Below are 24,951 nucleotides of genomic sequence, written 5' to 3'. Positions count from 1 at the left end.
CTAAAAAATATGACTAATAAGTCAACTTTTCTCATCATTTTATTTCTGTTCACATGTTTATCACGCTATTAATAGGTTTTAGCTCATTCCCTTCGAACGATGGTAATATATAGGATTTCAATTTTAAAAGGAGCTCTTCACATTCTGTGAAGAGCTCCTCTACTATTTCTTATAAAGTTTCAGAAGTAGTTTTTGCTTGCATGTGAAGTGCTAAGTAATCAGGTCCACCAGCTTTAGAGTCTGTACCAGACATGTTAAAGCCACCGAATGGTTGGTAACCTACGATTGCACCAGTACATCCACGGTTGAAGTATAAGTTACCAACGTGGAAGTCTTCGCGTGCTTTTTCAATATGGTCACGGTTGTTAGTAATAACAGCACCTGTTAAACCGTATTCCGTATTGTTTGCAATTGCAAGTGCATGATCGAAGTCTTTCGCTTTACAGAATGCTACTACTGGTCCGAAGATTTCTTCTTTCATTAAGCGAGCATCTTCTGCAACGTCAGCAACGATTGTTGGTTGGATGAACCAGCCTTTAGAATCGTCTCCTTCGCCACCTGCTAAGATTCTACCTTCTTCTTTACCAATTGCAACATAGCTCATTACTTTATCAAATGCAGCTTGGTCATTAACAGGACCCATGTTTGTACCTAATACAGCTGGGTTAGCAACTGTTAATTCTTTTGTTAATTCAACAGCACGATTTAATACGTGATCGTATACATCTTCATGGATTACTGCACGAGAACATGCAGAACATTTTTGTCCTGAGAATCCGAATGCTGATGCAACGATAGACTTAGCTGCTAATTCAAGATCTGCTTCTTTATCAACAACGATTGTATCTTTACCGCCCATTTCAGCGATAACACGTTTTAACCAAATTTGTCCTGGGTTTACTTTCGCTGCACGCTCATAGATACGGATACCTACATCACGAGATCCAGTGAAGCTTACGAAACGTGTACGAGGGTGATCTACTAAGTAGTCACCAACTTCAGAACCATTACCTGGAACGAAGTTTACTACACCAGCTGGTAAGCCAGCTTCTTCTAATACTTCCATAAATTTCGCTGCTACTACAGGAGTTGTACTAGCTGGTTTTAGTAATACTGTGTTACCAGAAACTAAAGCAGCTGTTGTCATACCTGCCATAATTGCGAATGGGAAGTTCCAAGGAGAAATGATAACACCTACTCCTAATGGAATGTAAGAGAAACGATTATATTCAATTGGACGGCTTTCTACTGGAATACCGTCTTTTAATTTTAACATTTGACGACCATAATATTCCATAAAGTCGATTGCTTCTGCTGTATCAGCATCTGCCTCATTCCATGGCTTACCTGCTTCTTTTACAAGAATAGCAGAGAATTCATGTTTTCTGCGACGAACGATTGCTGCAGCACGGAATAAAATGTCTGCACGCATTTCTGGCTTTGATTTTCTCCAAGTTTGGAATGTTTCATCCGCTACTTGCATTGCTTTTTCAGCTAACTCACGGCTTGCTTTTGAAACACGACCAACAAGTTCCTCTTTATTTGCAGGGTTTACAGAAACAATTTTGTCTTCTGTAGTGATTTTTTCTCCCCCAATAATTAATGGATAGTCTTGTCCAAGATAAGATTCTACTTTCTTTAAACCTTCTTCAAACGCTAATTTGTTAGCCTCCACTGAAAAATCTGTAAATGGCTCATGTTTGTATGCTACTACCATTTTTTTTAGCCTCCCCTTAGAAAAACGTTTACATTTTACAACATTATTCTACACGATAATTTAGATTTATTCAAATATTCCTAGACTTATATTTTAAAAATTAATAAATTTTTAAAATATAATAAAAAAAGAGATTCATACATGCGTATGAATCTACAAAATATGAGTATATTCCAAAACATTTTTCCCGATCAATAATATAGTAACTAATAAAAATAAAGTTCTTACATATCCAACACCTTTTTGAACCGCAAACTTCGATCCAAAATAAGCACCTAAGATCATTGATAATCCCATGATAATACCGTATTCAAAATGAATTATGTCTAAAAATAAAAAAGTAATTAAAGATACAATATTACTAACAAAGTTCAAAAGTTTTCCAGATGCTGCCGCTTGAATAAAATCCAAGCCAATTAATAAAAATGCAAAAATTAAAAACGACCCTGTCCCTGGTCCAAAAAATCCATCATAAAATCCTATCATTAAAATAGCAAAGAAAAATATTAATGTTTTTCTTTGCGTCATCTTCTTATAGGTAGACACACTTCCCCAATTCTTTTTTGCAATAATATAAATAGCAATAAATACCAACATTACAAGTACTAATGGGCGTAAAATATCCGATGGAATAAATTTTACTACTAAAGCGCCTGCAACAGCTCCAACAATAGTTAACGGGATTAACTTTCCTACAATTTTAAAATCAACTTTTCCTGATCGAATGAAATACATCGCACTCGTAAACGTCCCCATCGTTGCCGCTAATTTATTCGTTGCAATTGCCGAAGCTGGCGATAAGCCAACAAACATAAGCGCCGGAAGCGAAATTAACCCTCCTCCTCCAACAACCGAATCAATAAAAGCTGCAAAAAAACCGAATGCAATTAATAAAATAATGACTTGAAAACTTAATTCTTCCATGAGCTTTACCCCTTACCCCTATTATTTACAACATTTTAAATTATAACAAAATTACATAAGAAAAAAAGCTGTTCCTTAGAGGAACAGCCTTCATATTTAATCTAAAATTTTCACAAGTGGTTCATCTTGTTTTGCTTCACGTATAATAATGGCTTCTGGGCGTTCTACAGATTTAATTGTTACTTGTACTTTCATATAATTCGGGAAGTATTCCATAACAAGCCCTGCCACATATTGTGTAAAACCAACTATTTCAGCTTTTCCATTAAATTGGACAGGAATATCAAGCTTCATTTCTCTTAATTCATCATCTCTATACATACCCGTACCAATAACAGCTGTATAGTCGCCTTGGAAATAATCGCTTAGTTTTGCCTTAAAGTTGGATACTCTTGCAAGATCTTCACGTTTATTATCTGTTTTCGCTTGCTCTGATGGGAACAAATAATATTTTTCATTAATTTGTTTCCAATCTTCAACCGTTTCACTACCTTTTTCAACATTTGCATAAGAAACAAAATTACCTGGCACAAGTGACGCCTTCGGAGCCTGACGATAAATTGCAAATGTTATCGGAAGGTTTTTTGTTTCAGGATCTTTTTGATGCATAAACTTCAAGACTTCTTGCGCCATTTTTTTCCCTTCAGCTAACATTTTTTCATTCGAGATTGTAGCTTCACGCGGGTAACCATGTTCTTCATTATAATAATGCACTGAATTCATTGCTAATCCAACTACAATGCCGCTACGCTCATCTTTGTCGCCGTTTTTCACATAATAATCATGCTCTAAAATATTGGAAATATATATTGGATTTTTTTTGTTTTTTTCTTCTAGTATTTCGGATCCTTCACCTAAAGCTGGATTTAATCCTATGTTTGGAAATTTAACTGCATCTTTTTTTAATGTATCTTCTAGTTCTTTCTGTTCAGCATTTGTACGCTTTCTTTTAACAAGCATTTGTACATATTGAGCCTCTAGAGTATCTCCGCCTTTAAAGAAATGATCTTTCGTACTAAATGATTCCTTCGCAATACGCATTAATCCTGTTTCAAATTCATCTATATCAAGACGATTATTTACTCCTTGCACGACTAAACCACGTGCCTTTCCACCATAAAATGGAATAGTCGTCTTATAATATTCATCCGACATAGCGTATTTTGGGACAACTGATTGTTCTTTTGCTTTCCCCGATTTCTCAGACACTTTTTCATCTTTGTCGGCACCTGCACTACACCCACTTACAAGTAGGCCAAGGCTTAATACCGCTAATGCTATTTTTTTCATGGTAAGTTTGCACCTCTTACTTATTTAGCTCTTGTAAGAACCTCTCTTCATTCCAAACCTCAACATTATGTTTCTCCGCTTGTGCTAATTTCGAACCAGCCGATTCACCTGCAACAACCAAATCTGTACTCTTACTAACACTTCCTGTTACTTTTCCACCTAATGCCTCAATCTTCTTCTTCGCTTCACTTCGTCCCATAACTTCTAGCTTACCTGTTAAAACAACCGTTTTTCCTGCGAAGTAAGATTCAACATTTTGTAAATCTGCAATTTTTATACCTTTGTATGTCATATTCACGCCATACTCTTTAAACTGCTGTAATAACTCTAATACATCTTCATTATCAAAATATGTCACAACAGATTGAGCCATTTTTTCGCCAATTTCATTAATTGCTTTTAGTTCTTCTTCTGTTGCTTTTACAAGCTCATCCATCGTTTCAAAGTGCTCTGCAAATGTACGTGCTGCTTTCGCTCCAACGTGTCGAATTCCAAGACCAAATAATAATCGCTCTAACGAGTTTTCTTTAGAATTTTCAATTGCTTGTATTAAGTTTGTTGCTGATTTTTCACCAAAACGTTCTAACTGTAATAACTGCTCTTTCGTTAATGCATATAAATCAGCAAATGTACGAATATAATCTGCATCAAAAAGTTGTGTAATGACACGTTCTCCAAGCCCATCAATATTCATTGCATTTCTTGAAACGAAATGAATTAATCCTTCGCGAATTTGAGCTGGACAAGTTGGATTTATACATCGAAGTGCTACTTCTTCTTCTAAACGAACAAGTTCACTCTCACATGCTGGGCAATGCGTTGGCATGCGGTATTCTTCTTCTTCACCAGTACGCTTATCAAAAATAACGTTCACAACTTCAGGAATAATATCTCCAGCCTTCTTCACAACAACGTAGTCACCAATTCGAATGTCTTTTTCACGAATTAAATCTTCGTTATGTAAAGAAGCACGACGAACGATCGTACCAGCAACTCTCACTGGCTCTAGCTCTGCAGTCGGTGTTACAACCCCTGTTCGGCCAACACTTAATTCAATGCCTGTTAATCTCGTTACAACTTCTTCAGCCGGGAATTTATAAGCAATCGCCCATCTTGGACTCTTCGCTGTAGTTCCTAGACTTTCTTGAAGAGCAACATCATCTACTTTTATAACGATTCCATCAATCTCATAATCAAGATGCGGACGTTTTTCTTGCCATTCTTCTACATAAGCTATAACCTCTTCGATTGTTTCACATGTACGGCGATTTGGATTTGTCTTAAATCCGAGTTCACCTAGGAAATCAAGCGATTCACTGTGCGATGGAATTGTTTTTTCTTCTACATTCGCAAGACCGTACACAAACATAGATAAGTTACGCTTCGCTGCAATTTTCGGATCAAGTTGACGTATTGAGCCTGCTGCCGCATTACGCGGATTCGCAAATACATCTTCTCCATTTTGCTCTTTTTCTTCATTTAGTTTAACAAATGAACGCTTCGGCATATAAGCTTCGCCTCGTGCTTCTAACGTTACTTCTTCATTTAAACGAAGTGGGATAGCTTTAATCGTTTTTAAATTTTGAGTAATATCTTCACCCGTTACACCATCACCACGTGTCGCCCCTTGAATGAAGCGTCCTTTTTCATAATGAAGCGAAACGGCAAGCCCGTCAATTTTTAATTCACATATATATCTTACATTCGCATCATCAATTCCTTGACGTACTCTTCTGTCGAAATCACGTAAATCTCCTTCGTTAAATGCATTTCCTAAACTTAACATTGGTGACTTATGTGTTACTTTTTCGAATATATCAAGAATAGTTCCCCCAACGCGAACGGAGGGAGAATCCTCACTCATAAACTCTGGGTTCTCTGCTTCTAATTTTATAAGCTCCTGCATATTACGGTCATATTCCGCATCAGAAACAGAAGGATTGTCTAATACGTGATATTGATAATTAAATGTATTTAACAAATCACGCAGTTCTTCTATACGTTTTTTTGCTATCTCTTTTGACATATCCTCATTCCTTTCTATTGTTTCGTCACAGGTGCAAATTTTGCTAACAAACGTTTAACACCAATCGGGCTTGGGAAGGCAATATCTAATTCTTTTGCATCACCTTCACCTTTTACACTTACAACTGTACCGATTCCCCATTTTTGGTGGGAAGCTTTATCGCCTACTGCCCAGCCAATTTGCTCACCGCCTGTCGTCTTAGCTGCAGGACGCGCGAAAGCTGAACGAGAGCGTGTTGTGGTTGTCGTTGTCATTTTACTGCTACTTGCTGTTCTGCCTTTTGCACCAAACGAATTTTCACGCTTCGGCGCTGTTTCATTTAATGATTCCACTAGTTCTGTCGGGATTTCTGTAATGAAGCGAGACGCAGCGTTCATACTTGTTCTACCAAATAAAGTACGCATTTGCGCATTAGATAAATATAGCTCTTCTTCTGCACGAGTAATACCTACATAAGCAAGACGACGCTCTTCTTGCATTTCATCCTCTTCCATAAGAGAACGAGTATGAGGGAATATCCCTTCCTCTAAACCAACAATAAAGACAACCGGGAACTCTAATCCTTTCGCTGAGTGCATCGTCATTAAGATAACTTCTTCACCAGCAGTTGGGTCTTCATCTACACGATCAATATCAGCAACAAGTGCTAAATCTGTTAAGAATGCAACAAGACTCTTATCTTCGCTTTGAGATTCAAATGTTTGCGTAACAGATAAGAACTCGTCTAAGTTTTCTAAACGACCTTCCGCTTCTAAAGAACGCTCATTTTTCAACATATCGCGATAGCCTGTTTTTTCAATAACTTCTTCTACTAATTCTGTAACAGATAAATACTCTTGCATATTTACCCAGTTGTGTAATAAACTTGCGAATTCTTTTACTGCCTTTGTAATTTTTGCACTTACTCCAACATGCTCAATCTCATCAAATACAGCAGTTAATGAAATTCCGTTTTGCACACCATAATTAATAATTTTATCAATAGAAGTCGCACCAATACCACGCTTTGGCATGTTAATAATACGTGCAAAACTAATTTCATCATCTGGATTACCGATTAAACGTAAGTACGCCAAAATATCTTTAATCTCTTTACGGTCGTAGAACTTCGTACCCCCGACAATTTTGTACGGGATGTTAGATTTAAGGAAAATCTCCTCGACCATACGAGACTGAGCATTCGTACGATATAGTACTGCAAAATCAGTGTATTTTCGTTTCCCCATTTGAAGATCGTCACGAATTTTTTTCGCAACAAAATATGCTTCGTCCTTTTCAGTTGCAGCACGATAATACGAAATTTTGCTCCCAACTTGATTGTCCGTCCATAATTTCTTCGGTTTACGATTCGTATTTTTTTCAATAACAGCATTCGCTGCATTTAAAATATTTTGTGACGAACGATAGTTTTGTTCTAACAAAATTACTTGTGCATTCTCATAATCTTTTTCGAATGACAAAATGTTAGAAATATCTGCACCACGCCAGCGATAAATAGACTGGTCAGAGTCACCTACAACGCAAAGATTTTTAAAACGCGCTGCCAAATGTTTAACAAGAAGATATTGCGCTTTATTCGTATCTTGATACTCATCAACGTGAATATATTGGAACTTACGCTGATAAAACTCCAATACTTCTGGAACACGTTCAAATAGCTGAATCGTCGTCATAATTAAATCATCAAAGTCTAATGAATTATTTTTCAAAAGACGTTTTTGATACTCTGTGTATACATCGCTCGTTAATTTTTCATATGGATCAGCCATTGTAATTTTTTTTGCATATTTATCCGCAGATAACAGTTCATTTTTCGCATTACTAATACCCGCTAAAATAGAGCGCGGCTCAAATTTCTTCGGATCAATATTGCGCTCTTTCATAATTTTTTTGACTACCGTTAACTGATCACCTGAATCTAAGATTGTAAAGTTACGATTAATGCCAATACGATCGATATCACGTCGTAAAATACGTACACACATAGAGTGGAACGTCGAAATCCAAATATCTTCTGCTTCTGGTCCCACAAGTGTATCAATACGCTCGCGCATTTCACGAGCTGCTTTATTTGTGAAGGTAATAGCTAATACATTCCATGGTGCTACACCTTTTTCACCAAGCAAATACGCAATACGGTGTGTTAACACACGTGTTTTACCACTACCTGCACCTGCCATTAATAGAAGTGGTCCATTCGTTGTTTGTACCGCTTTTTGTTGCTGTGGATTTAAACCGTTTAATAACTTATCTGTCATACTCATATACGCCTGCACCTACTCTCCTTTTACTGCTTTAACTGTTTTTAACGCCGATTTTATATCATCATAAATAATATTTCCAACAACTACTGTATCAGCATATTGTGCCATTTCTTTCGCCTGTTCTGCATTAGAAATACCGCCGCCATAGTATAACTGAGCTTGTTTCAATTCTGCTTTTACATTTTTAACAAGTTCAACTTCTCCATACGTACCGCTATATTCTAAATAAAATATCGGTAAATGTAATAACTTGTCTGCTAAACGAGCATATGCAATAACGTCATCTTCTGTTAAATCACATTTCGCATCTGTAAGCTGGGCTACTTTCGCTTCTGGATTTAAAACACAATACCCTTCCATAAAAATTTCGTCCCAGTCCATAATATCCCCAAATTCTTTCAATGCCTCATGATGAACACCTGTTACCCATTCTACTTTTCGGCTATTTAACACACTTGGGATGTAATAAAAATCAAATCCTGGTGTAATTGCTTCTACATCAGAGACCTCTAATACACAAGGAACAGCATATCTACGAATGCTAACTAGCATGTGTAATACGTTATCAATTGTAACCCCATCACTTCCGCCTACAATAACCGCATCAGTTCCAGACTCACAAATCATTTCTAAATGTTCATCGCTTAACTCCTTATTTGGATCAAGCTTAAATACATGTTTCCATCCGGAAATATCGTACATGAAAACACCCTTCCTTTTCTCTAGTTATATCTATAGTTCTGTTTAAAATAACAGTTAGTTTTCATCTTGTTTTTTAAATATTTTTCAAAAAGAATGATTTAATTTCATCTTCTTTTTATGCATTCTTTCATTATAACAAAAAAAGCTACTGACACACACGCCCATTCCAACATCTTTTTCAACGTCAAATGTTGGATTACATATCCCCAAAATCACACGGGATACTAATAAGAGAAGTAGTATTCACTATTTCAATTTTCATAAAAAGGAGTGTTTTTCTAATGAAGCAAAACATCGGGACAATAAACGCTCTAATTCGAATTACACTTGGGCTTGTCCTCTTCGGATGTAGTGCAACTAAACTTGTACGCAAGCCATGGTGCACTTGGTCTAACATTTTTCTATGGATTGGTGCAATGAAAGTTGCAGAGGGAATTGTTCGCTTCTGCCCTATTGTTGAAGCGTGGAAGTTTGGAAAATACATGAATATGGGTGCATTTAAAATGCCTAGCATGAATTTTACTGAAAAAGGACATGCTAAAGAAGAAGTGAATCAAACTTCCTCTCATGACAAGCCAAAGTCAAAAGGAAGTTATGACGCTTCTGACAAAGAGATTGAGTCAGCGATTGAAGAAATAATCCTGGCAAAACCGCTTTGAATCATTTGTCACGATGCAAGATGCTCTCAAAGGGACTTAGCTGCTGCAGTGGGCGGTTAAGTCTTCTTTATTTTACCATAAAAACAGAACGTATATTCCCTTTTTAAGCTTAAAATGTATATAAAAGATATCAATCAATAAAATTCAGAAAATTAGGTGCATACCTCTTGCTTAAAATGATATAAAAGTGATATCATTTTTATATCAGGAGGCGATCATATGAAAGAAAAACAAGTATTTTATGTAAATGGTTTTCTCGGTATTATTGGAATTTTGATTTTAGCGGCTATCGGTGTATTTTTCCTTGCACAAGAAATTTTTATAGGAGCAGCACTAACTATTGTATTAGCCGCAATTCTCGCTACGGGTATCGGGATTGTTCAACCAAATCAAGCGAAAGTTATTACGTTCTTTGGTAATTATTTAGGAACAATTCGTCAAAACGGTTTATTTTTAACGATTCCGTTCGCATTCCGTCAAACTGTATCTTTACGTGTTGAAAACTTTAATAGTAAGAAATTAAAAGTAAACGATGTTGAGGGAAATCCGATTGAAATTGCAGCTGTTATCGTATATAAAGTAGTTGATTCTGCAAAAGCAATGTTCGGTGTTGAACATTACGATCGATTTGTAGAAATTCAAAGCGAAACGGCAATCCGCCACGTCGCAACAAAATATCCATATGACAATTTCCAAGATGAAACTTGCATTACGTTACGCGGAAATACTGAAGAAATCTCTGAAGAATTAAAACGTGAGTTAGAGGCACGTCTTGAAATTGCTGGTGTAGAAGTATTGGAAACTCGTTTAACGCATTTAGCTTACGCAACAGAAATTGCCCATGCAATGCTACAACGTCAACAAGCAAAAGCAGTATTAGCTGCTAGAAAAGAAATTGTTGAAGGTGCTGTGAAGATGGCCAAAGATTCAATCCATATGTTAGATGAAGAAGGCGTACTGGAACTCGATGACGAGCGTAAAGCAAATATGGTAAACAACTTATTAGTTGCCATCGTTTCAGATAAAGGTGCGCAACCGGTTATTAATACAGGAAGCCTATACTAAGGGCTATAAGTAATTATGGCTAAAAAGAAAAGCTTTCCATTACGTATTGATCCTGAATTACACGCAGTCATCGAAAAATGGGCAAATGATGAGTTTCGTAGCGTCAATGCACACATCGAGTATTTACTTCGAGAAATGGCAAAGCAAAAAGGGAAATTAAAAAAAGATAAAGATGCATAAAAAATCCCGCTGATTCCTCAGCGGGATTTTTACATATTAACTTCTCGTCATCTTATGCTCAATTGCACGATATCCTATATCACTTCGATAAAATAGACCATCACTCTCAATTTTACCGATTTCTTTATATACTTTATCTTTTGCTTCTTGTAAACTATTCGCCTTGCAAGCAACAAATAGTACACGGCCACCGTTTGTTACAAAATCACCATGCTTCATCGCTGTGCCTGAATGGAAAACAATCGCATCTTGCAGTGCATCTAATCCTTTAATAATGTCACCTTTTTTATATGCTTCTGGATATCCTTTCGAAGCAAGTACAACACCAATTACTGCTTCCTCTGACCATTGTAACGTTAGCTCACTTTCATCTAATACAGCGTTACATACATCAACTAAATCGTTTTCTAAGCGAGGTAATACTACTTCTGTTTCAGGATCACCAAAGCGTGCATTAAATTCAATTACCTTTGGACCATCATTTGTTAAAATAAGACCTGCGTATAAAATGCCTGTAAACGAACGGTTTTCTGTAATCATCGCTTTAGCAGTTGGATGTAATACCGTTTTTATCGCCTCTTGAACTGCTGATTCTGGAATTTGTGGCACTGGAGAATACGCACCCATTCCGCCCGTATTTGGACCTTTATCACCATCAAAAGCTCTTTTATGATCTTGGGCGATTACCATTGGATGTACAGTTGTTCCATTCACGAATGCCATTAATGAAAATTCTTGTCCATCTAAAAACTCTTCAATAACGACCTTCTTACTTGCCGCGCCGAATTTCACATCTTGCAGCATTTCTTTCACAGCTTGTAATGCCTCTTCAAGTGTCATTGCTACTGTCACGCCTTTACCAGCAGCTAGGCCGTCAGCTTTAATAACGATTGGTGCACCAACTTTTTGAATGTACTGTACTGCTTCTTCATAATCTGTAAAAGTTTCATACGCCGCAGTTGGAATATCATATTTTTTCATTAATTCTTTCGTAAAAGCTTTACTACCTTCAATAACAGCAGCCGCTTTATTCGGACCAAATACGCGAAGTCCCTCTTCGTTAAATCGATCAACAATTCCATTCATAAGTGGAATTTCTGGTCCAACGAAAGTTAATTCAACCTTATTCTCTTTAGCAAATAAAACTAATGCATCAAAATCATTTTCATCAATATCAACTGGTGTTGCAACATCGCGCATACCTTCATTACCTGGTGCTACATACACCTTTTCTACTTTTTCAGATTGTGCAAACTTCCAAGCTAAAGCATGCTCACGCCCACCGCGGCCAATTACTAAAACATTCATATTTCATCCCCCAATAACTAAATAAGTACAAACTAGAAGCTATGCTCCTAGTTTGCTTTCTCATATCAATAAAAGTTTAAAAGGAGGATCGAGAGAACCGAGCTGGTCTAGGCGCATTTGCCAGGAGGACACGGAGTGTAGCTTTCCTACATGAGTACCGCACTGGCATTGCAACGACGACTTGCGAAGGTTATCTCGACCGGACCTTTTAAACATCCTCTATTAGTGTTTGAAATGACGTACGCCAGTGAACACCATAGCAATCCCATACGTATCCGCCACTTTAATAGAATCTTCATCACGGATTGATCCGCCCGGTTGAATGATTGCTGTAATTCCTGCTTTTGCTGCTTCTTCTAATGTATCTGGCATTGGGAAGAAAGCATCAGATGCAAGTGCGCTACCTTGTGCTTTTTCACCAGCTTGTGTAATTGCGATTTTTGCAGAACCTACACGGTTCATCTGCCCTGCACCGACACCAATTGTCATATCATCTTTCGCTAAAACAATTGCATTTGATTTCACATGCTTTACAACTTTCCAAGCTAGTTTTAAATCTTTCCATTCTTGCTCTGAAGGTTCACGTTTCGTTGGAATTGAAATTGTACTTTCATCTAATGATAACGTATCTTCCTCTTGAACGAGAAGCCCACCTTGTACAGAAGTTAGTTTTTTGCTTGCACTTGTCGCTTTTTCAATATTTACAGTTAGTAGACGTAAGTTTTTCTTACTTTGCAATACTTCTAAAGCTTCTTTTGAGAAAGAAGGTGCAATAATGATTTCTAAGAAAATTTCGTGTAACTTTTCTGCTGTAGCTTTATCAATTTCACGATTTGCTGCAATAATACCGCCGAAGATTGATACTGGATCTGCTTCATAAGCACGAGTATATGCTTCGTGAATATCAGTTCCTACTCCAACACCACATGGATTCATATGTTTTACTGCTACTACTGCTGGTTCTGTAAATTCTTTTACGATGCTGAGCGCTGCGTCTGCATCATTAATATTGTTATACGATAATTCTTTACCGTGTAATTGTTCTGCGTATGCAACAGAAGAAGTTGCTGCGAATGGCGCTTTATAGAAAGTTGCCTTTTGATGTGGGTTCTCGCCATAACGTAAGTCTTGCTTTTTCTCGAATGTCACAGTTAATGTTTCTGGACTTTCTTCACCCATTTGCTCTGTTAAATAGTTAGAAATTAGCGCATCATATGCTGCTGTATGACGGAATACTTTCGCTGCTAGTTTACGTTTCGTTTCATCCATTACTTCGCCGTTCTCTTTTAGTTCTGCTAATACAACATCATAATCTACTGGATCTACAATTACAGATACGAATTGATGATTTTTCGCAGCAGAGCGAATCATTGTCGGGCCACCGATATCAATATTTTCAATTGCATCAGCAAATGTTACATCAGGCTTAGCGATTGTTTCTTTAAATGGGTATAAGTTAACAACAACAAAGTCAATTGGCTGAATACCTAATTCATTCATTTGTGTTACGTGTGTTTCATTATCACGAACTGCTAATAGACCACCATGAATATTTGGATGTAATGTTTTCACACGGCCATCCATAATTTCAGGGAAACCAGTTACTTCAGAAATACCAATTACTTGTAAGCCGTTTGCTTCTAGTAACTTTTTCGTACCACCTGTTGAAATAACTTCAATCCCTTGTTCTAGTAATCCTTTAACAAATTCTACTACTCCTGTTTTATCTGAAACACTTACTAATGCACGCTTTTTCATTTATCTTTCACCCCTGGTTGTATGTTAGTTAACAGTTGATTCTTTCACAGACTGAACAATTTGATTCACTGTATTTACGTATAATTTATGTTCAACTTGTTGAATTTTATTTTGTAAGCTTTCTCTCGTATCCCCTTCAGAAACAACTACTGCTTCTTGCGCAATAATTGGCCCTGTATCCATACCTGCATCTACATAATGAATCGTTACTCCAGTTACTTTCACACCTGCTTCTAATGCTTGACCGACAGCATCTTTACCCGGAAAGCTCGGTAGTAATGATGGATGAATATTAATAATCTTCCCGCCGTATGCTTCTAGTAACGTCGGCCCAATTAAACGCATATATCCAGCTAAAATAACATAGTCAATTTCATATTCTTCTAGCTTCTTTAATATCTCTTTTTCAAACGCTTCTTTTGACTCATATGCTTTCGCTGAAAAAGCAAAACACGGAATATGATGATAATGTGCCCGACCAACAGCGCGTGCTTCTGGTTTATCACATACTAATAAACTAATTTCTCCATCCAATCTTTTTTCTTCTACCGCATTAACGAGAGATTGAAAGTTAGATCCGCTTCCAGAAGCAAAAACCGCTAATCTACTCATAGTGCTGTGCCCCCATTAAAAGTAACACCAGCTCCTTGTATAGTACGTCCAATAATACGAGCCGTTTCTCCTTGTTCTTCAAGAAGACGAACAACATCTTTTGCATCTTCTTCCTTTACTGCCACTACCATACCAATACCCATGTTAAAAATATTGAACATGTCTTTCTCTTCCAGGTTTCCAACTTCTTGAAGTAAACTAAAGATCGGCTGAATTTTCCAAGATCCTAGTTCAATCTCAGCACCGATTCCTTCTGGCAACATGCGTGGAATATTTTCAATAAATCCGCCACCTGTAATATGCGCCATACCGTATACTTCATGTTTCTTCAATAGTTCTAAAATAGGTTTGACATAAATTTTCGTTGGTTTTAATAATTCTTCACCAAGAGGTAGCTCTAAGCGACCATAAATACGCTCTAAAGATAGTTCTCCATCTTCTAGTAACACTTTTCGTACTAAAGAGTAACCATTGCTATGAATACCGCTAGATGCTAAGCCAATTAACACGTGACCAGCTTCAATTTTTTCACCTGTTATAATTTTCTTCTTATCAACAATCCCAACTGTAAAACCAGCTAAATCATATTCTTCCGTAGAATACATTCCTGGCATTTCAGCTGTTTCTCCACCGATTAATGCACAACCAGCTTGGCGACAGCCCTCTGATATACCTTTGACGATGTTTTCAATTTTACTAGGTTCAGCTTTACCACAAGCAATATAATCAAGGAAGAAAAGCGGCTCTGCTCCTTGGACAACAATATCATTTACACACATTGCTACTGCATCAATACCAATTGTGTCATGTTTATCTGCCATAAAAGCGAGCATCAATTTCGTTCCCACGCCATCTGTTCCAGATACTAATACAGGTTCTTCTAATGCAAATTTTGATAGATCAAACATACCTCCAAAACCGCCTAAACCGCCTAGTACTTCTTTTCTCATAGTTGTTTGTACGTGTTTTTTCATGCGAGATACCGCTTCATATCCAGCTTCAATATCTACTCCTGCTTGCTTATATGCATTCGCCATCGTTATTTACACCTCGTCTTTTAATTTCTCCCCATCCAGGGCGGGCTATTTTAAGAAAGGAGCTAGCTTCTACATCAAAAGAAGTAGAAGCTTTTTTCACTTTTCTTATTTCATACTTTCTAAAAGCTCTTGCTCATAATCATAAAGAGCTGTTGGATAGTCCCCATTAAAATAAGCCATACATAGACCGCCATATTTCCCTTCATATGGACGCCCAATTGCATCTACTAATCCATCTTCGCTTAAAAATGTTAAAGAATCTGCTCCGATCATTTCACGGATTTCTTCTACTGTATTATTTGCTGCAATTAATTCTTTTCTCGTTTGAATATCAATGCCATAAAAACATGGATACTTAAGAGGTGGTGAAGCGATTCTTACGTGAACTTCTGTCGCTCCAGCTTCACGAAGCATACGAACAATTCGTTTACTTGTCGTTCCTCTTACGATAGAATCGTCAATCATAACAACTCGTTTCCCTTCCACTACACCTCTTACTGCTGAAAGCTTCATCTTAACCCCTTGCTCACGCAGTTCTTGAGAAGGCTGAATAAAAGTACGTCCAACGTAACGATTTTTAATTAATCCTAATTCATACGGAATGCCTGTTGCCTCCGCATAGCCAATCGCTGCTGAAATACTAGAGTCTGGTACACCAGTAACAACATCCGCTTCAATAGGAGCTTCCGCTGCTAAACGTTTTCCCATATTTTTACGCGCTGCATGAACGTTAACACCAGCAATATTAGAATCTGGTCGTGCAAAGTAAATGTATTCCATACTACAAATCGCATGTTCTACATCGTTTGTAAAACGATCTACGTGAATTCCTTCATCATTAATGATAAGTAATTCACCAGGTTCTACATCGCGAATGTATGTTGCACCTACTACATCAAAAGCACATGTTTCAGATGCTACAACGTAAGCATCCCCCATCTTTCCAATTGAAAGCGGACGGAATCCATTTGGATCTAACGCAACGATCATTTCATTTCCAGTTAGTAAAAGATACGCAAACGCACCTTTCACTTTATTCAGAGCCTCTTTTACACTTTCAATTAAAGAGTCTTTCGTACTACGTTTAATAAGATGTAAAAGTACTTCTGTGTCTGAACTTGTTTGAAAAATACTTCCCTCTGCCTCTAATTCACGGCGAAGCATTTTTGCATTAATTAAATTCCCGTTATGAGCTAGCGCCATACTATGATCAGAAAAACGGAACAACAATGGTTGAACGTTAGCAACTTCACTTCCACCAGCTGTTGCATATCGTACATGTCCGATTGCTGATTTTCCATTTAATCCTTCTAGCTCGCCTCTTGAAAACACTTCTGATATTAAACCTAACCCCTTGTGACCGACAATTTTCTCACCATTATTTACGACAATGCCTGCGCCTTCTTGTCCACGGTGCTGTAAACTGTGCAATCCGTAGTATGAAACTTGTGCTGCATTTTCATGCCCCCAAATTCCGAAAACGCCACATTCTTCGTTTAACCCCTTTATTTCAGCAAGCATGGGATTGCCCCTTTCCAAGCCTTTCTCATTTCATCTACATTTGCTGTAAGTAATACTTCATTTTCTTCATTATGAATTGTTACTTCATTTGTACTTGTTACTTCTCCAACTTGGATTGCTTCTACCGCTTTCTCAAACGCCTCTTTATTTTCACGTTTTACAGTAATCACGAAGCGAGACTGTGATTCAGCGAATAATGCTGCTGTTGCTTCTCCATCTAATTTCACAGTAGCACCTAAGCCTTTAGCACCAATTGCACTTTCTGAAATCGCAACTGCTAAACCACCCTCAGCAACATCATGTGCAGATTGAACAAGACCAGCTTGAATTGCTTCTAATACTTGTTTTTGGCGTTTTAATTCTACATCTAAATCGATACTTGGTGATTGCCCGAAGATTTTACCGTGAATCATTTTCTGTAATTCACTTCCGCCAAACTCAGCTTTCGTCTCACCGATTACATAAACTAAATCGCCAGCTTGCTTAAACTCTTGTGTTGTTACATGTTTTAAGTCATGTACAAGTCCGACCATCCCAACAGTTGGTGTTGGATATACAGCTTCGCCACTACGCTCGTTATACATCGATACGTTTCCGCCGATAACTGGTGTTTGTAATGTGCGACAAGCTTCACTCATACCGTCTACTGATTTCTCAATCTGCCAGAAAATCTCTGGTTTTTCTGGGTTACCGAAGTTTAAGCAATCTGTAATTGCAAGTGGCTCCCCGCCAGAACATACGATATTTCGCGCTGCCTCTGCTACTGCAATTTTACCGCCCATTTCTGGATCTAGATAAATGTAGCGAGAGTTACAATCTGTCGTCATTGCTAATCCTTTTTCTGTACCGCGTACACGTACAACTGCAGCATCTGAACCTGGTGTCACAACTGTACTTGTGCGAACTTGGTAATCGTATTGATCGTATACCCACTCTTTACTTGCAATTGTTGGTTGCTGTAATAGAGCGAATAACGCTTCTTTATAATTTTCTACTTTTGGCGTTTCCATTTTCATTGCTTGGAATTCAGCAAAGTATGCTGCTTCTTTTGATGGCTTATGATAAATTGGTGCTTCTTCTGCTAAAGCATCTGCTGGAACTTCAGCTACCTTTTCACCTTTATGGAATAAACGAAGCATTTTATCTTCTGTTACTTTCCCCATCGTAACTGCTGCAAGACCATACTTCTCAAATAAATCTACTATTTCTTGTTCTCTACCTTTTTTCACAACAATTAACATACGCTCTTGTGATTCAGATAGCATCATTTCATATGGTGTCATTCCTGTTTCACGCTGTGGTACATCATCTAAGTACATTTCAATACCCATTCCTGCTTTACTTGCCATTTCTGCAGAAGATGATGTTAAACCAGCCGCACCCATATCTTGAATTCCAACAAGTGCATCAGATTGAATTAATTCTAAACACGCTTCAATAAGAAGTTTCTCCATAAATGGATCCCCTACTTGAACCGCTGGACGTTTCGCTTCTGAACTTTCAGATAGTTCTTCCGACGCGAATGTTGCACCGTGAATACCGTCACGACCAGTCGATGCCCCTACGTACATTACTGTGTTACCAGCACCGTGCGCTTGCCCTTTTTTAATGTCTTCATGATTAATCAAACCTACGCACATTGCATTTACAAGTGGATTTCCTTCATAACATGGATCAAATTGTACCTCGCCGCCAACAGTCGGAATACCGATGCAGTTACCGTATCCTGCAATTCCTGCTACTACTTCTTCGAATAAATATTTCACACGTGGTGACTGTAATTCACCGAAACGAAGTGAGTTTAATAGAGCTACCGGACGTGCTCCCATAGAGAATACGTCACGAATAATACCACCAACACCTGTTGCAGCTCCTTGATATGGTTCAATAGCTGAAGGATGGTTATGACTTTCCATTTTAAATACAACTGCTTGATTATCACCTATATCTACAATCCCAGCACCTTCTCCAGGTCCTTGCAGAACACGCTCACCTGTCGTTGGAAACTTACGAAGAACTGGTTTTGAATTTTTATAACTACAATGTTCAGACCACATTACAGAGAATAATCCTGTTTCTGTATAATTTGGCAGACGACCTAAAATCCTTTCAACCATGGCAAACTCTTCGTCTGTTAGCCCCATTTCCGCATATATACGCTCTTCTTTAATTTGTGTTGGATTTGGTTCAAGCATTAACGACATATGTTTCCCTCCACTGTTTTAAGATAGATTGAAAGACTTTTAACCCTTCAGCACCGCCAAGTAATTCATCTACAGCACGCTCTGGATGTGGCATCATACCAAGTACATTTCCTTTTTCGTTTACAATACCAGCAATATCTGAAACGCTACCGTTAGGATTTTCTACGTAACGGAATGCGATTTGATTATTCTCTTCTAATTGTTTAAGAGTCTCTTCGTCACAATAGTAATTCCCCTCACCATGAGCGATTGGAATATTGATTATTTCATTTTTTTCATATTGTGATGTAAACATCGTTTCATTATTTTCAACACGCAACTGAACAGTGCGACACATAAATTTTAAGTTTTCGTTTCTCATTAACGCTCCTGGTAGTAATCCTGATTCAACAAGAATCTGGAATCCATTACATACACCTAAAATCGGCTTTCCTTGCTCAGCAGCTTTTTGCACTGCTTTCATTGCATTAGCAAAGCGAGAAATAGCACCGCAGCGTAAGTAGTCACCATAAGAAAATCCACCTGGTAGTAGAATTGCATCATATTCATCTAAATTCTCTGTATCGTGCCAAACGTAATCTACTTCTTCGCCAAGCTCATCTTTAATTGCATGGAACATATCGACATCACAGTTCGAACCCGGAAATACTATTACGGCAAATTTCACTGTGCGACAACCTCCTCAACTTCATAACGGAAGTCTTCCATTACAACGTTCGCTAATAGTTTTTCACACATTTCTTTTACCTTGCTATCTAAATCAGATACAGATTTATCAATTGTTAGTTCCATGTACTTTCCGATTCGAACGTCTTGTACTTCTGTAAATGAAAGACTATGAAGTGCTCCTTTTACTGCTGTTCCTTGTGGATCTAATACGCTTTCTCTTAATGTTACATATACCTTAACTTTATACATGTGAAATTCCCCCTAAACGTTTTAAAATCTCTTCATAAGCTTCTGTTAAATTTCCAAGATCACGACGGAATACGTCTTTATCAAACTTTTCATTGCTCGTTTCATCCCATAAACGGCAAGTATCTGGTGAAATTTCATCCGCTAAAATGATTTCTCCTTCTTCCGTTACACCAAACTCTAATTTGAAATCTACTAATCTTACACGACAGCTTGCGAAATGATCAATCAACACTTGATTGATTTGTAGAGCCATATCTCGTAATACACTTACTTGCTCTGGCGATGCAACGTTTAATACACGAATATGATCTTCCGTTACAAGCGGATCTCCTAAATCATCATCTTTGAAGTAAAATTCTACGATTGGTTCTGCAAGTACAGTTCCCTCTTCCATTCCTAATCGTTTTGAAAGACTTCCTGCAATTACATTTCTTGTGACAACTTCTAAAGGAATAATACTCACTTTTTTAACAAGTTGTTCTGTTTCAGATAACTTCTCAACAAAATGTGTTTTAATTCCCACTTCTTGTAACTTTCTGAACAATAAAGTTGTAATTTCATTGTTCAAACGACCTTTTCCTGTAATCGTCTCTTTTTTCTCCCCATTGAAAGCAGTCGCACTATCTTTGTACTCTACCCAAACCATATCTGCTGATTCTGTACGATAAATTCTTTTTGCCTTACCTTCATACAGCAATTCTAGCTTTTGCATTTCGCAAGCCCCCTGTAGTTTGAAAAATGTGAATAATGTTTTTATAAATAATGGCACAGAATGACTCTATTCTGTGCCATATGAAATTTTACGCTTCGTTTAATCCAAGGCGTTCAAAGATTGTATCAACGTGTTGCATGTGATGCTCATAGTTGAAGCATTCATTAATTTCTTCTTGTGTTAACTTGCTTGTAATACGCTCATCAGCTTCTACAAGCTCTTTAAATTGTACTTGTGTTTCCCAAGCTTCCATCGCTTTAGGCTGTACGATATCATAAGCTTCTTCACGTACCATACCTTTGTCGATTAGTGTAAGCATTACGCGCTGAGAATAAATTAAGCCGTATGTTCTTGTCATATTGCGTTTCATATTCTCTGGGTATACAGTTAAGTTTTTAACGATATTACCAAAGCGATTTAACATGTAATTTAACGCGATTGTAGCATCTGGTAAAATTACGCGTTCTGCTGAAGAGTGAGAAATATCACGCTCATGCCATAATGGAACATTCTCATAAGCTGTCATCATATAACCGCGGATAACACGAGCTAAACCAGTCATATTTTCAGATCCAATTGGATTACGCTTATGCGGCATTGCAGAAGAACCTTTTTGACCTTTTGCGAAAGCTTCTTCAACTTCACGTGTTTCACTCTTTTGTAAACCACGAATCTCAACTGCCATCTTTTCGATAGATGTTGCGATTAGTGCAAGTGTTGACATGTAATGAGCATGGCGATCACGTTGCAATGTTTGTGTTGAAATTGGTGCTGCTTCTAATCCTAAGTTTTCACAAACATACTTTTCTACGAATGGATCGATATTTGCATATGTACCAACCGCACCAGATAATTTACCAACGCGAACTGTATCAGCTGCTTGCTTGAAACGCTCTACGTTACGTTTCATTTCTTCATACCAAAGACCAAGTTTTAAACCAAATGTTGTTGGTTCTGCATGAACACCGTGTGTTCTTCCCATCATGATTGTGTATTTATGCTCTTTCGCTTTGTTAGCTAAAATGCTTACAAAGTTCTCTAAGTCTTTTAATATGATTTCATTCGCTTGTTTTAAGATGTAAGATAATGCTGTATCTACTACGTCTGTAGATGTTAAACCGTAATGAACCCATTTACGTTCTTCGCCTAGTGCTGGCGTTTCTGATACAGCACGAGTGAATGCAACTACATCATGACGTGTTTCTTTTTCAATTTCATAAATACGATCAATATCAAATGATGCATGTTCACGAATTTTTTTAACATCTTCTTTTGGAATATCGCCAAGCTCAGCCCATGCTTCACAAGCTAAAATCTCAACTTCTAACCACGCTTTAAATTTGTTCTCTTCCGTCCAAATCGCACCCATTTCAGGGCGTGTATAACGACTAATCATCTTTTTCCCTCCAACAGTTGTTCTTGATGGTCCCAAATATGCAAACTCTTCGCTTTTTCTAGAGCAACTTCAATATTATCATTTAAAATATTAACATGCCCCATTTTTCGCTGTGCTTTTGCTTCTTCTTTTCCATATAAGTGTAAATAGCACCCGGTTAATCTATTCACTTGTCTTAGGACCCCTTCTATATGTTCGCCTAAAATGTTTACCATGACAACTGGTTTTAACAAATTTGTTTCTCCTAGAGGTAAATTGCAGATTGCTCGAATATGTTGACCAAATTGGCTCGTTTCACATGCATCCTGTGTATAGTGTCCTGAATTGTGAGGTCTTGGTGCTAATTCATTAATGTAAATCTCACCATTATCTGTAGCAAACATCTCTACCGCTAGTGTTCCCACAAGTTCTAATTCATCCGCAAGTACCTTTGCATACGCAATTGCTTTTTGAGAAAGCTCTTCTGTAATGCGAGCTGGAACGATAGATTCATGCAAAATGTTATTTACATGGATATTTTCCGCTACCGGAAATACTTTCGTTTCACCACTTACACTACGAATCACAATAACGGATACTTCTTTTTCAAAAGGCACCCATTTCTCTAAAATACACTCTGCTTTATCCACAAGATTTCTTGCTGTCTCAACATCAGCCTCACTTCTTAAAACAACTTGCCCTTTCCCATCATATCCACCTGTCGTCGTTTTTAAGACGGAAGGGAATGATAACTCAGTAATTGCTTCTGTAAGCTGATCTTGATTTTGAACTAATCTATACGTTGCTACTGGTAACCCAGCCTTCTCAATTGCATTCTTTTCTGTAAAACGATTTTGCGTTTTATTTAACAACTGACTACCTTGTGGCAAGTAAGCATGTTTTTCAAGCCATTGTAAACATCTATAATCAATATTCTCAAATTCATATGTGACAACATCACTTATCTCTGCTAAATACTGAATTGCCTTTAAATCGTCATACGGTGCAACAATTTCAATATCAGCAACTTGTGCACATGGTGATTGCTTTATAGGATCTAAAACAGCAATTTTATATCCCATCTCCTTGGCTGCCAATGCCATCATTCTTCCTAGCTGGCCGCCTCCAATAATGCCGATCGTTTTTCCAGGTAAAATGATTCTCGTCATACTAGCTCACTACCTTCACGCACATCTTTTTCAATCGCTTCTCGTCTCAATTCTAATGCATCATGTATATCATCATGGAATGATCCAAGTATTTGTGCAGCAAGTAATCCAGCATTTGTTGAACCGGCTTTACCAATTGCAACAGTTGCAACTGGAACGCCTCCTGGCATTTGGACGATGGATAATAATGAATCTAGGCCGTTTAATGCTTTTGATTGAACTGGAACTCCGATTACAGGAAGATTTGTCTTCGCTGCAACCATTCCTGGTAAATGTGCTGCTCCACCAGCTCCAGCAATAATAACTTTCAATCCACGTTCACGAGCCGTCTCTGCATATTCAAACATATAATCCGGAGTCCGATGAGCGGATACAACTTTTTTCTCATACGGTATATTTAATTCATCTAAAATGTCACAAGCATATTTCATTGTTTCCCAGTCTGACGTACTTCCCATTATGACTCCAACTAGTGATTTCATATTAGAATCCCCCCGATTCAAATAAAAAAAGCCTGAAATAGAACAGTTTCTCTTTTACTATGAGAGAAAGCGCTCTACTCAGGCATACGTATCCCTTGTGAATAGAAAAATACCGAGTGACTTTCCCTCATAGTCTAACGAATAACGGTCGTTAGGTAGAGACTTGCAGGCCATATCCCCGCGATTATATGAGGTCTTATATTATTGTTTCTATGGCTATATTAACAATATTTCATAAACGATGTCAATAAATAATCGAATGTTTTTTTATTAGTAGTCAATAACGTTCGTGTTTTAGTTATATTCAAAAGAAGAATTGCAACTATATGCAAGAAGAAAAGGGAATTAGAATATATATTTCTAGAGATCTATTTACTTATAATCGTTTATATAGTACTTCAGTATGTTTTAAATCAAAATATGTACACTCTTGTATTCTACACATCAATAGAACTTTTATTATAACGATTTAATTTCTAAGGAGGATAAACGTGAAAGAAAGAACTATACTATTATCCTATTTATTTTTTCTATCGCAGTAATTTTAAAATATATACTTATGATAGAAATAATGTGTCCTATTTTAAGTATTACTTTAGCGGCATTCGAAAAATCAGGAAAACCAAAAATCATTGCTATTATTTTAAACTTTTTTCGTCTTTAGCGTTATTAAATTTATGAATTATAACATTCGGTAAATAAAAATAAACACAAAAAAACCTAAGTCGAAACGACTTAGGTTTTTGCTTGGCGACGTCCTACTCTCACAGGGACAAGGTCCCAACTACCATCGGCGCTAGAGAGCTTAACTTCCGTGTTCGGTATGGGAACGGGTGTGACCTCTCTGCCATCATCACCAAACTATGAAGGCATATTCCTTCAAAACTAGATAACATTGCTACATATTATATGGTTAAGTCCTCGATCTATTAGTATTCGTCAGCTCCACATGTCACCATGCTTCCACCTCGAACCTATCAACCTGATCATCTTTCAGGGATCTTACTAGCTTACGCTATGGGAAATCT

The 24,951-nt window shown here is 37.4% G+C and carries 21 protein-coding genes, 2 rRNA genes, 1 pseudogene and 1 riboswitch; of the genes and pseudogenes, 4 read left to right on the top strand and 20 right to left on the bottom strand.

Translation table 11 applies throughout. The annotated features are described in order from the left end of the window. Positions 1-169: 169 nt before the first annotated feature. The 6 genes from pruA to pcrB form a co-directional block, all read right to left on the bottom strand. Positions 170-1,717: an L-glutamate gamma-semialdehyde dehydrogenase gene (gene pruA / locus ACYFX0_RS21840; RefSeq protein ID WP_000259555.1), complete on the bottom strand. Its 1,548-nt coding sequence runs from the start codon at positions 1,715-1,717 to the stop codon at positions 170-172. A 153-nt stretch (positions 1,718-1,870) separates the two neighbouring features. After that, a complete protein-coding gene (locus ACYFX0_RS21835; RefSeq protein WP_106082279.1) occupies positions 1,871-2,641 on the bottom strand; it encodes a TSUP family transporter in 771 nt (256 codons plus the stop codon). 96 nt (positions 2,642-2,737) lie between these two features. Beyond that, a complete protein-coding gene (locus ACYFX0_RS21830) occupies positions 2,738-3,931 on the bottom strand; it encodes a CamS family sex pheromone protein (RefSeq protein ID WP_000717037.1) in 1,194 nt (397 codons plus the stop codon). 16 nt (positions 3,932-3,947) lie between these two features. After that, entirely contained in the window at positions 3,948-5,957 is a 2,010-nt protein-coding gene (gene ligA / locus ACYFX0_RS21825; RefSeq protein WP_000031434.1) for an NAD-dependent DNA ligase LigA, read from the bottom strand. 14 nt (positions 5,958-5,971) lie between these two features. Next, positions 5,972-8,221: a DNA helicase PcrA gene (gene pcrA, locus ACYFX0_RS21820; protein WP_003309016.1), complete on the bottom strand. Its 2,250-nt coding sequence runs from the start codon at positions 8,219-8,221 to the stop codon at positions 5,972-5,974. Between the two features lie 12 nt (positions 8,222-8,233). After that, positions 8,234-8,923, bottom strand: coding sequence for a heptaprenylglyceryl phosphate synthase (gene pcrB / locus ACYFX0_RS21815; protein WP_000272085.1), 690 nt, complete (start codon positions 8,921-8,923; stop codon positions 8,234-8,236). 281 nt (positions 8,924-9,204) lie between these two features. On the opposite strand from pcrB, the gene ACYFX0_RS21810 reads away from it, so the two are divergent. The 3 genes from ACYFX0_RS21810 to ACYFX0_RS21800 all read left to right on the top strand — a co-directional run bounded on the left by ACYFX0_RS21810 (position 9,205) and on the right by ACYFX0_RS21800 (position 10,827). Next, a complete protein-coding gene (locus ACYFX0_RS21810) occupies positions 9,205-9,582 on the top strand; it encodes a YgaP family membrane protein (RefSeq protein ID WP_000812342.1) in 378 nt (125 codons plus the stop codon). 219 nt (positions 9,583-9,801) lie between these two features. Continuing rightward, the gene (locus ACYFX0_RS21805; RefSeq protein WP_000660674.1) at positions 9,802-10,647 is read left to right on the top strand and encodes an SPFH domain-containing protein; all 846 of its coding nucleotides are present in this window, start codon (positions 9,802-9,804) and stop codon (positions 10,645-10,647) included. 15 nt (positions 10,648-10,662) lie between these two features. Continuing rightward, a complete protein-coding gene (locus ACYFX0_RS21800; protein WP_001085171.1) occupies positions 10,663-10,827 on the top strand; it encodes a type II toxin-antitoxin system antitoxin in 165 nt (54 codons plus the stop codon). A 36-nt stretch (positions 10,828-10,863) separates the two neighbouring features. Here ACYFX0_RS21800 and purD read toward each other — a convergent pair whose 3' ends face one another. From purD to purE, 12 genes are all read right to left on the bottom strand, one after another. Next, on the bottom strand, positions 10,864-12,135 hold the full coding sequence (gene purD, locus ACYFX0_RS21795) for a phosphoribosylamine--glycine ligase (protein WP_017762731.1): 1,272 nt from the start codon (positions 12,133-12,135) through the stop codon (positions 10,864-10,866). Between the two features lie 222 nt (positions 12,136-12,357). Further along, the gene (gene purH / locus ACYFX0_RS21790) at positions 12,358-13,893 is read right to left on the bottom strand and encodes a bifunctional phosphoribosylaminoimidazolecarboxamide formyltransferase/IMP cyclohydrolase (RefSeq protein ID WP_000745400.1); all 1,536 of its coding nucleotides are present in this window, start codon (positions 13,891-13,893) and stop codon (positions 12,358-12,360) included. Positions 13,894-13,917: 24 nt separating this feature from the next. Continuing rightward, on the bottom strand, positions 13,918-14,505 hold the full coding sequence (gene purN / locus ACYFX0_RS21785; protein ID WP_106082280.1) for a phosphoribosylglycinamide formyltransferase: 588 nt from the start codon (positions 14,503-14,505) through the stop codon (positions 13,918-13,920). Further along, positions 14,502-15,542: a phosphoribosylformylglycinamidine cyclo-ligase gene (gene purM / locus ACYFX0_RS21780; RefSeq protein WP_001262424.1), complete on the bottom strand. Its 1,041-nt coding sequence runs from the start codon at positions 15,540-15,542 to the stop codon at positions 14,502-14,504. The genes purN and purM overlap by 4 nt, the downstream gene beginning before the upstream one ends. A 105-nt stretch (positions 15,543-15,647) precedes the next feature. Beyond that, positions 15,648-17,063, bottom strand: coding sequence for an amidophosphoribosyltransferase (gene purF, locus ACYFX0_RS21775; RefSeq protein WP_000879026.1), 1,416 nt, complete (start codon positions 17,061-17,063; stop codon positions 15,648-15,650). Further along, positions 17,048-19,267 carry a phosphoribosylformylglycinamidine synthase II gene (purL, locus tag ACYFX0_RS21770; protein ID WP_000055594.1) on the bottom strand — a complete coding sequence of 740 codons (2,220 nt, stop codon included), beginning with the start codon at positions 19,265-19,267 and terminating at the stop codon, positions 17,048-17,050. Before purL ends, purF begins: the two co-directional genes overlap by 16 nt. Continuing rightward, the gene (purQ, locus tag ACYFX0_RS21765) at positions 19,251-19,934 is read right to left on the bottom strand and encodes a phosphoribosylformylglycinamidine synthase subunit PurQ (RefSeq protein ID WP_000666782.1); all 684 of its coding nucleotides are present in this window, start codon (positions 19,932-19,934) and stop codon (positions 19,251-19,253) included. Before purQ ends, purL begins: the two co-directional genes overlap by 17 nt. Further along, on the bottom strand, positions 19,931-20,185 hold the full coding sequence (gene purS / locus ACYFX0_RS21760; RefSeq protein WP_000278823.1) for a phosphoribosylformylglycinamidine synthase subunit PurS: 255 nt from the start codon (positions 20,183-20,185) through the stop codon (positions 19,931-19,933). The genes purQ and purS overlap by 4 nt, the downstream gene beginning before the upstream one ends. Next, entirely contained in the window at positions 20,178-20,897 is a 720-nt protein-coding gene (purC, locus tag ACYFX0_RS21755; protein ID WP_001170545.1) for a phosphoribosylaminoimidazolesuccinocarboxamide synthase, read from the bottom strand. Before purC ends, purS begins: the two co-directional genes overlap by 8 nt. Before the next feature lie 88 nt (positions 20,898-20,985). Continuing rightward, positions 20,986-22,293, bottom strand: a complete 1,308-nt coding sequence (gene purB / locus ACYFX0_RS21750; protein ID WP_000625682.1) for an adenylosuccinate lyase — start codon at positions 22,291-22,293, stop codon at positions 20,986-20,988. Then, positions 22,290-23,441 (bottom strand): 5-(carboxyamino)imidazole ribonucleotide synthase, encoded by a 1,152-nt coding sequence (gene purK / locus ACYFX0_RS21745; protein ID WP_097980831.1) that lies wholly within the window; start codon positions 23,439-23,441, stop codon positions 22,290-22,292. Before purK ends, purB begins: the two co-directional genes overlap by 4 nt. Next, on the bottom strand, positions 23,438-23,923 hold the full coding sequence (gene purE, locus ACYFX0_RS21740) for a 5-(carboxyamino)imidazole ribonucleotide mutase (RefSeq protein ID WP_000839367.1): 486 nt from the start codon (positions 23,921-23,923) through the stop codon (positions 23,438-23,440). Before purE ends, purK begins: the two co-directional genes overlap by 4 nt. Positions 23,924-24,033: 110 nt before the next feature. Further along, positions 24,034-24,135, bottom strand: a riboswitch (purine riboswitch). Positions 24,136-24,414: 279 nt separating this feature from the next. On the opposite strand from purE, the pseudogene ACYFX0_RS21735 reads away from it, so the two are divergent. Further along, positions 24,415-24,604 (top strand): annotated as a pseudogene (locus ACYFX0_RS21735) (hypothetical protein). Positions 24,605-24,668: 64 nt separating this feature from the next. On the opposite strand, the gene rrf reads toward ACYFX0_RS21735, so the two are convergent. Both rrf and ACYFX0_RS21725 read right to left on the bottom strand, forming a co-directional pair. Beyond that, positions 24,669-24,784 (bottom strand): 5S ribosomal RNA (gene rrf / locus ACYFX0_RS21730). A gap of 48 nt (positions 24,785-24,832) precedes the next feature. Continuing rightward, positions 24,833-24,951: ribosomal RNA gene (locus ACYFX0_RS21725) — 23S ribosomal RNA — on the bottom strand; the annotation flags it as partial.

Source organism: Bacillus sp. NEAU-Y102, from assembly GCF_054788175.1.
Note: the sequence above shows the minus strand (reverse complement) of the source record. Positions and strands in the feature narration are given on the sequence as shown.

Bases quoted from the DNA above. Each gene is read 5' to 3' on its own strand.
- ACYFX0_RS21805 (WP_000660674.1), top strand. From the start codon at position 9,802: ATGAAAGAAAAACAAGTATTTTATGTAAATGGTTTTCTCGGTATTATT.
- ACYFX0_RS21830 (WP_000717037.1), bottom strand. From the start codon at position 3,931: ATGAAAAAAATAGCATTAGCGGTATTAAGCCTTGGCCTACTTGTAAGT.
- purL (WP_000055594.1), bottom strand. From the start codon at position 19,267: ATGTCGTTAATGCTTGAACCAAATCCAACACAAATTAAAGAAGAGCGT.
- ACYFX0_RS21800 (WP_001085171.1), top strand. From the start codon at position 10,663: ATGGCTAAAAAGAAAAGCTTTCCATTACGTATTGATCCTGAATTACAC.
- purS (WP_000278823.1), bottom strand. From the start codon at position 20,185: ATGTATAAAGTTAAGGTATATGTAACATTAAGAGAAAGCGTATTAGAT.
- purB (WP_000625682.1), bottom strand. From the start codon at position 22,293: ATGATTAGTCGTTATACACGCCCTGAAATGGGTGCGATTTGGACGGAA.
- purK (WP_097980831.1), bottom strand. From the start codon at position 23,441: ATGACGAGAATCATTTTACCTGGAAAAACGATCGGCATTATTGGAGGC.
- purC (WP_001170545.1), bottom strand. From the start codon at position 20,897: ATGCAAAAGCTAGAATTGCTGTATGAAGGTAAGGCAAAAAGAATTTAT.
- purM (WP_001262424.1), bottom strand. From the start codon at position 15,542: ATGGCGAATGCATATAAGCAAGCAGGAGTAGATATTGAAGCTGGATAT.
- purH (WP_000745400.1), bottom strand. From the start codon at position 13,893: ATGAAAAAGCGTGCATTAGTAAGTGTTTCAGATAAAACAGGAGTAGTA.
- pcrB (WP_000272085.1), bottom strand. From the start codon at position 8,923: ATGTACGATATTTCCGGATGGAAACATGTATTTAAGCTTGATCCAAAT.
- pruA (WP_000259555.1), bottom strand. From the start codon at position 1,717: ATGGTAGTAGCATACAAACATGAGCCATTTACAGATTTTTCAGTGGAG.
- purN (WP_106082280.1), bottom strand. From the start codon at position 14,505: ATGAGTAGATTAGCGGTTTTTGCTTCTGGAAGCGGATCTAACTTTCAA.
- ACYFX0_RS21835 (WP_106082279.1), bottom strand. From the start codon at position 2,641: ATGGAAGAATTAAGTTTTCAAGTCATTATTTTATTAATTGCATTCGGT.
- pcrA (WP_003309016.1), bottom strand. From the start codon at position 8,221: ATGAGTATGACAGATAAGTTATTAAACGGTTTAAATCCACAGCAACAA.
- purD (WP_017762731.1), bottom strand. From the start codon at position 12,135: ATGAATGTTTTAGTAATTGGCCGCGGTGGGCGTGAGCATGCTTTAGCT.
- purE (WP_000839367.1), bottom strand. From the start codon at position 23,923: ATGAAATCACTAGTTGGAGTCATAATGGGAAGTACGTCAGACTGGGAA.
- ACYFX0_RS21810 (WP_000812342.1), top strand. From the start codon at position 9,205: ATGAAGCAAAACATCGGGACAATAAACGCTCTAATTCGAATTACACTT.
- ligA (WP_000031434.1), bottom strand. From the start codon at position 5,957: ATGTCAAAAGAGATAGCAAAAAAACGTATAGAAGAACTGCGTGATTTG.
- purF (WP_000879026.1), bottom strand. From the start codon at position 17,063: ATGCTTGCTGAAATAAAGGGGTTAAACGAAGAATGTGGCGTTTTCGGA.